This window comes from Anaplasma phagocytophilum (genome assembly GCF_023476575.1).
Lineage (GTDB): Bacteria > Pseudomonadota > Alphaproteobacteria > Rickettsiales > Anaplasmataceae > Anaplasma > Anaplasma phagocytophilum_A.
Map to the genome: position 1 here is coordinate 1 of NZ_JAHLEX010000078.1, position 6130 is coordinate 6130.

The 6130-nt window shown below is 39.2% G+C and carries 8 protein-coding genes; 2 read left to right on the top strand and 6 right to left on the bottom strand.

Annotated features, from left to right (window positions below; genetic code table 11):
• A partial coding sequence (ftsZ, locus tag KPX09_RS04075; RefSeq protein ID WP_249549114.1) for a cell division protein FtsZ occupies positions 1-704 on the bottom strand: 704 nt, incomplete at its 3' end.
• Positions 705-975: 271 nt separating this feature from the next.
• On the opposite strand from ftsZ, the gene KPX09_RS04080 reads away from it, so the two are divergent.
• Entirely contained in the window at positions 976-1311 is a 336-nt protein-coding gene (locus tag KPX09_RS04080; RefSeq protein ID WP_249549115.1) for a hypothetical protein, read from the top strand.
• A gap of 92 nt (positions 1312-1403) precedes the next feature.
• Here KPX09_RS04080 and KPX09_RS04085 read toward each other — a convergent pair whose 3' ends face one another.
• The 3 genes from KPX09_RS04085 to hemE all read right to left on the bottom strand — a co-directional run bounded on the left by KPX09_RS04085 (position 1404) and on the right by hemE (position 3584).
• Positions 1404-1664 (bottom strand): crossover junction endodeoxyribonuclease RuvC, encoded by a 261-nt coding sequence (locus KPX09_RS04085; RefSeq protein ID WP_249549116.1) that lies wholly within the window; start codon positions 1662-1664, stop codon positions 1404-1406.
• A 4-nt stretch (positions 1665-1668) separates the two neighbouring features.
• Positions 1669-2490, bottom strand: coding sequence for a cytochrome c oxidase subunit 3 (locus KPX09_RS04090; RefSeq protein WP_249549117.1), 822 nt, complete (start codon positions 2488-2490; stop codon positions 1669-1671).
• Between the two features lie 98 nt (positions 2491-2588).
• Positions 2589-3584: a uroporphyrinogen decarboxylase gene (gene hemE / locus KPX09_RS04095; protein ID WP_346017240.1), complete on the bottom strand. Its 996-nt coding sequence runs from the start codon at positions 3582-3584 to the stop codon at positions 2589-2591.
• Positions 3585-4006: 422 nt separating this feature from the next.
• Here hemE and KPX09_RS04100 point away from each other — a divergent pair, with 422 nt between their 5' ends.
• Positions 4007-4876 (top strand): hemolysin family protein, encoded by an 870-nt coding sequence (locus tag KPX09_RS04100; protein ID WP_249549119.1) that lies wholly within the window; start codon positions 4007-4009, stop codon positions 4874-4876.
• Positions 4877-4892: 16 nt separating this feature from the next.
• Here the strand turns inward: KPX09_RS04100 and KPX09_RS04105 are convergent, their stop codons facing one another.
• Complete coding sequence (locus KPX09_RS04105) at positions 4893-5381, bottom strand: HK97 family phage prohead protease (protein ID WP_249549120.1); 489 nt, start codon at positions 5379-5381, stop codon at positions 4893-4895.
• Positions 5382-5411: 30 nt separating this feature from the next.
• On the bottom strand, positions 5412-6130 hold a 719-nt coding region (locus KPX09_RS04110), incomplete at its 5' end, for a phage portal protein (protein WP_249549121.1).

Consider the following 6130-nt stretch of genomic DNA (forward strand, 5'->3'; position numbering starts at 1 on the left):
TCTGCCTCTCCAGTACCCATCATGGCCTTGCCCATCTCACTCATGACAACCTTAACGTCAGCGAAGTCTAGGTTTATCAATCCTGGCATAACCATTAAGTCTGTGATGCCGCGTACGCCCGTATGCAACACAGTGTCGGCCAACTTGAACGCGTCAGCGAAAGTAGTGTTCTCATTAGCTATACGAAACAAATTCTGATTAGGGATTACGATCAAGGTATCAACATGCTTCTGCAGCTCCTCTAGACCGTATTCCGCGGTTTTCATCCTATGAGCACCTTCGAAATGAAATGGCCTAGTGACCACACCCACAGTCAAAATCTTGCTGTCTTTTGCAGCCTTAGCGATAACGGGAGCCGCACCGGTTCCAGTGCCTCCCCCCATACCCGCGGTTATAAATAGCATATTGCTATCTGAGATCTCCGCTATTATTTCCTCTATTGATTCCTCAGCTGCTCCACGACCAATCTCAGGCAGAGAACCGGCCCCCAAACCTTTCGTGAGGTTCATCCCCAACTGGATCTTCTTTTCTGATAGTGAGCAATCCAACGCCTGAGCGTCAGTATTTGCCACAACAAAATTAACACCCTGCAAACAAGAATGTATCATGTTATTTACTGCGTTTCCTCCTGCGCCTCCAACTCCCAAAACGGTAATACGAGGCCTTATCACAGACTGATCCGGCAGATAAACATGCAGCGACATCAACGTATAAAAACATACACCATCCAGAATGGTACAACGTTAGGCCATAAATGTAAATAGTTTAAGTTTACAGGAGTATGCGTTATGGAAAGTACTGTGAAATGATTTTTAATAAAGTGTTGTTTAGCCTAGAAATCTTAAGTTGATAATATTCCAAAATAGTAATATTATCATCAGCGGGCTAGGACACTTTTTGCGCCGGTGTTGTACAGCTGTATAATAGATATAGGCAGATGGTAGGAACAAGTTTTTATTGATGCACAAAAAAGACATGGATAGGGTTGAACCTCTAGGAGAATTTGATGTGGAGATCCAACAGTTATGTGTTGGATCGTGCGTGCGCTATTGTGGAAGAGTGAATTTAACTGTGAGTGACGAATTCAGCGGCATTTTTTGGCTGTGTGGAGGCCTGGGAGCGTTCGAGTCATTCAGTGGCAAGCTATTTGTTGATGATGGAGTGTACAGGGCAAGCATAGATTGCGGGGAACGCCAAGCACGTAGTGGTTCCATAAATCTAAAGCAGGTAAATTTGAAAAAGGATCAGAAGGTCCTCGAGCTTATTGAAGTTGATGGAGGAAAAACCAGTTTGATACTGCGAAGGGTATAAATTTGCTCTCCATATAGGTTTCCTTTCAAGTTGGACGGGTGTGTGTCACATTTTGCTTAGCGATGAAATCTTCAGATGTACGGCTGTATGTGCTAATCCGTGATAGTGTGAACCATGCTTCGAAAAGGGTTTAAATTAACAAAAACATTTTCAATAGAAGCCACAGAGACAGAGAACTTCTGAATAATATCAGTAAGGCTAGAGAAGATAGAAAAGAGCTTATCATTAAGATCGGCACAAGAAAGAGTACAGACAGTGCCACAATCGAGCAGAGAAAGAGAACCAGAAGGTTTTTTAAGCACAACAGCCCAACCAGTGTAATTAAGACCGGGATCAAGGCCAAAAACAAGCATGATACTAAGAACTAATAGCGTACATGAAAAGGAATAAGAACAACCAAACCACGTCAACGAAGTGCCAGTACCAGGCAGCGCACTCGAAGCCAATATGACAGTCAGAAGACATTTGACCTCTAAACATCCTAATCCAACAAACAATCAAGAAAATTATACCCATAAGCACGTGAAGCCCGTGGAATCCTGTAGCCATATAGAAATTAGAAGAATAAATAGCCTTTAACCCTTCTTCGCTAAAAGCAAAGCCAGCATGTAGATACTCTATAAGTTGGAATATAGAGAAAACAAGACCGAGAGCAATAGTAAAAGCAAGCATTCTCAAAGAAGACTTTATGTCGTCTATCATGAGATAGTGATGTGACCAAGTTATGGTACACCCGGATAGTAATAGCGTCACCGTGTTCATGAATGGCAAGGACCACGCAGAAATAGTCTCTATTCCCACAGGAGGCCATACAGTTGATACTTTCTGTGAATAATCAATCAGTTGATATGCGGGAAATAGCCAAGCTTTGAAAAAAGACCAAAAAAACGCAAAAAAGAACATCGTTTCGGACAAAATTAGCATACTAAGCCCAATCCGAAGCCCCTTTTTTACAACAAACGTGAAACATTTGTCTCTAATGGCCTCTACAACAACATCTCTCCACCAGCAATACAGGACACAGATTGTAGAAGCTGTACCGCCAGAGAAAAGTACCAATCCTATAGTTGTTTTGTGAATTACCCCTACAAGACCACAAGCAGTTATGAATGCACATATAGAGAGAAATATGGGCCAAGGACTGCTAGATAGAATATGATGGTCGTGTTGTTTCTTCATCCCGAAAAAAGAGCATAATACAAAGAGCGTAGACAGAACTTACAGAGTAAGGAGTAAAAGTGTCAAGCTTTAATGGTGAATATAAAGCAAAGACGAGGTTAAAAACTTCTTACGAAGTCGACCAATCTATGAACGTTATCTGCTGGCGTAGACGGTATGATACCATGTCCTAAGTTAAAGATTAGTGGCTTATCTCGTAAATTTGTAATGATTTCTGCTGCACATTTTAGGGCACCTTCTACATCATAAGCTAAAAGAAAGGGGTCTAAATTTCCTTGAATAACACCACTGATATTGTTTTTTATCCATTGTGAAGGGATGCTATAATCTACGCTTACTGCTGATACTCCTGTCGTTATTGCATAATGAGGATAAAGAACACCTGCTCCTTTTGGAAATCCTATAATAGGTATTGAAGGATATTGCTTTTTAAGTTCCTTTACTATTTTTCTAGTTGGTTCCACAACAAATGTCTCGAACAGGTCTACGGGAAGTCCTGCAGAATTACTGTCGAACAATTGTAACACATCGGCTCCGTATTCAATCTGTTTTTCCAAATACACAGTGGTAAAAGATACGATTTCATCGATAAGTTTTGCCACGGAATTGTCTCCGGAACGGTGTAGAGCAAAAATGTCAGTTATCTTTCTTTCTTGACCGAGTATATACGTAGCTACAGTCCAAGGAGATCCTGCAAACCCTATTAGTGATTTGTTAGGGGGTAAGGATTTTCGCACCCTTTTTATACTTTCTAAAACGGGGGACACCTTTTTTAGTGACCAGTCTAGCGTAACTTCTCTTCTTGTATTTTTATTTATTTGCGGACCATATCCTCTTTTAAATGTTACTCCAAATCCCAACGCATCTGGTACAGTCATAATATCTGAAAATATGATTGCCGCGTCTAGGTCGAATCTTTGTATCGGTTGTAATGTAACTACTTCAACAATTTCTGGAGTATAACACGCTTCTAGAAAGTCTTGTACATCTGACATAACCTTTTGATATTCTGGTAGATACCTTCCAGCTTGTCTCATGAACCATATTGGTAAGCGTTGTATGCTTCTCTTAGTAGTCAGTATCTCTCGTAACACAGTTCTTGTCTTTTTGTTAATATAATAATCCTTACATTATATATAAATATAAGTAATTTATACCTGTTAATCGCGTGGATAACTTTTTCTGTGTTGAAAAACACACAACTCCTAAATTTTCTTTTTGTGAATAATTTTGTTAGTAAAGTATGTAATATACTGGTTTTCTAGGAGATTTTATGTGTATAAAATGTTTGTTAATTATGTTGATAACTACAATATAGGTCGGTAACAAAAATTATCCTAGGAATGTTTTTTGGTGAAAATTCTGTGTATAACATGTGGTGACAGTGTGAATATCTTTTATTCACTAATGGTTTGCACATTTATTCACACAGTTATCCAGTAACTTTGTATGGAAAATAAAATTTAGCTGCGTATACTCTTGATTCTGATCAAGTGATTTACCGGTTGCACAGAATATGGGTGCTGGAGTTTCTGAAGAAGATGAGGGAAGTAACCTGACTTTCTTTAATCGCTGGAAAGCGCGTCTCTACTCGTTTATCTTCGACAACTTTCCTGGATTTAAAGACTTTGCAAAAAGTGCGGTGTTTCGTAGAAACATATTTGGCTTCAATTGTTTTAACATAATGGGCAATTTGGTAAGTTTCGATGATTGCTCACTTCAGGAAATAATGGTTCAAAGATCGGAAATTAGGGCTTTTGCCATAGATGACAGTGACTTAGTTAATAGCGTCCTTAAAAGCCAACATACAAGAGTTCCTGTATATAAAGACAATCTGGATAATATTGTAGGGTTTATTCACATTAAAGATATTCTAATGAAGGGTGGTTCAGATTTTAATGTGAAAGACGTTATACGCGACGTTATTTATGTTCCACATTCTATGAAGGCCGTTAGCCTTTTTGTTAAAATGCAGTCTTCTAGAGTTCACATGGCTATTGTGCTTGACGAGTATGGTAGTACCGATGGTCTTGTAACAATGGAAGATATAATAGAACCTATAGTAGGTGATATTGAATACGAAAACGATGAGACTGCTATTCCTGATATTGTAAATATTTCAGACGATACAATTGAGGTGAATGCTAGAGTTTTGGTTCGAACCTTGGAGCGTACTTTGGGAGTAGTATTAAGAGACTCGTCTGCTGAAGAAGATTATGACACTATAGGGGGGCTTATTTTCGCTATGGTAGGAAGGGTACCGGTTGTAGACGAGGTTTTCCAACATAAAAGTGGTGCGGTTTTTACAATAAAAGAGGCCGATAATCGCTGCATATATAGGGTTATTATGGATCTCTCAGGCGTGAATAGGAATGCTGCTTGCTGATTGCGCCCTTATAAAGTCAGGACAGCAATATTCTCTGTGCCGCGTAATGCTCTTTTTTACAGGAATCTTGCTTTATTTGAGATATTAGTGCATGCCTATTTGCTGGAAAGGTTACTAAGCTAATTTCCCAAAGGTCTATTTTGGTGATTATGCGTATCCCAGAGAGTTTATCTTTTCTTGATGTTACTACTCTGTAGCCTATGGAGAGAGAGTTTATAATTCCCTTTCTTATCATGGAATAGACATCCCGTGCTTTTTGCAGTTCAAGATTCAACTGTGCAGTAGTCATGAGCCCGAATGAATTTTCTGTAAGTCTCATAATTTTTCCTATTGGATCTACGGTATTATGCTGCCATAGAAGAGCGACTTTTCTTCTTTTTAGAGATTCAGTAAATGCACCAGGTGCTATTATATCTTTTTGATTATCTACTCTATTGAATACGCTGGCATAGCCGCAGAATACACCTCCATCAGTACCTTTATTCTTTTCTTGTTTAAAATACATATACTTTTCCGCTTTTTTTGAAAGTTTGTTTTACTTATGGATAGTATTTCCCTCTTCTATAGGGTGTAATCCAAACGCAGATCGTTTTTCGTTTATTGTCATAAATGAGGCATTCTGAACGTACTGCCATAAACGTTGTCTTTTTTCCGTAAGAGCACTTATTGATTCTTTGTCATATGACAGAAATAAGTTATTCCCAAAGCATGGAACTAGCCAGGAGTTAAAATGGGACAATATACTCTCTAGCTGGGGAATAACCGTTTGTTCCCAGAGTGATAACCTCGCTTCCGACAAATTGCTATATGTGTTGTCGCCTGGTATTCCTATTAGCTGTGGAGGAACTCCGAAAGCCAATGCTATTTCTCGTGAGGAAATATTTTTGGATTCTATAAAGTCCATGTCTTTTGGCGTAAGGCTCATTTCCTTCCACTCCAGTCCGCCTTCAAGGAGAATGGGGCGCCCAGAATTTTTTTGTCCTGAATAGAAAGTCTCAATTTGGGATTTTAAACGCTGATATTGTTCTGCTGAAAGAGAGTTATTCCTACCATCCTTGTTATTAACTACTAATGCTCCGCTGGGCCTAGCTCCGTTTTGAAGCATCGCCTGATTCCAGGCACCAGCTTGATTATGCTGATCAATGCTGTAAGAAGCAGCTTCGATAGGAGAAAGGCCATACCAATCATTTAAGGGATGAAAGTTTTTGAGATGTAAGAGAGAATGGTGATGGAGAGAAGTGTGGTTAGTATGAA

Coding starts and splice junctions, on each gene's coding strand:
- KPX09_RS04080 (WP_249549115.1), top strand. CDS start 976: ATGGATAGGGTTGAACCTCTAGGAGAATTTGATGTGGAGATCCAACAG.
- KPX09_RS04085 (WP_249549116.1), bottom strand. CDS start 1,664: ATGCTTGTTTTTGGCCTTGATCCCGGTCTTAATTACACTGGTTGGGCT.
- KPX09_RS04090 (WP_249549117.1), bottom strand. CDS start 2,490: ATGAAGAAACAACACGACCATCATATTCTATCTAGCAGTCCTTGGCCC.
- KPX09_RS04100 (WP_249549119.1), top strand. CDS start 4,007: ATGGGTGCTGGAGTTTCTGAAGAAGATGAGGGAAGTAACCTGACTTTC.
- KPX09_RS04105 (WP_249549120.1), bottom strand. CDS start 5,381: ATGTATTTTAAACAAGAAAAGAATAAAGGTACTGATGGAGGTGTATTC.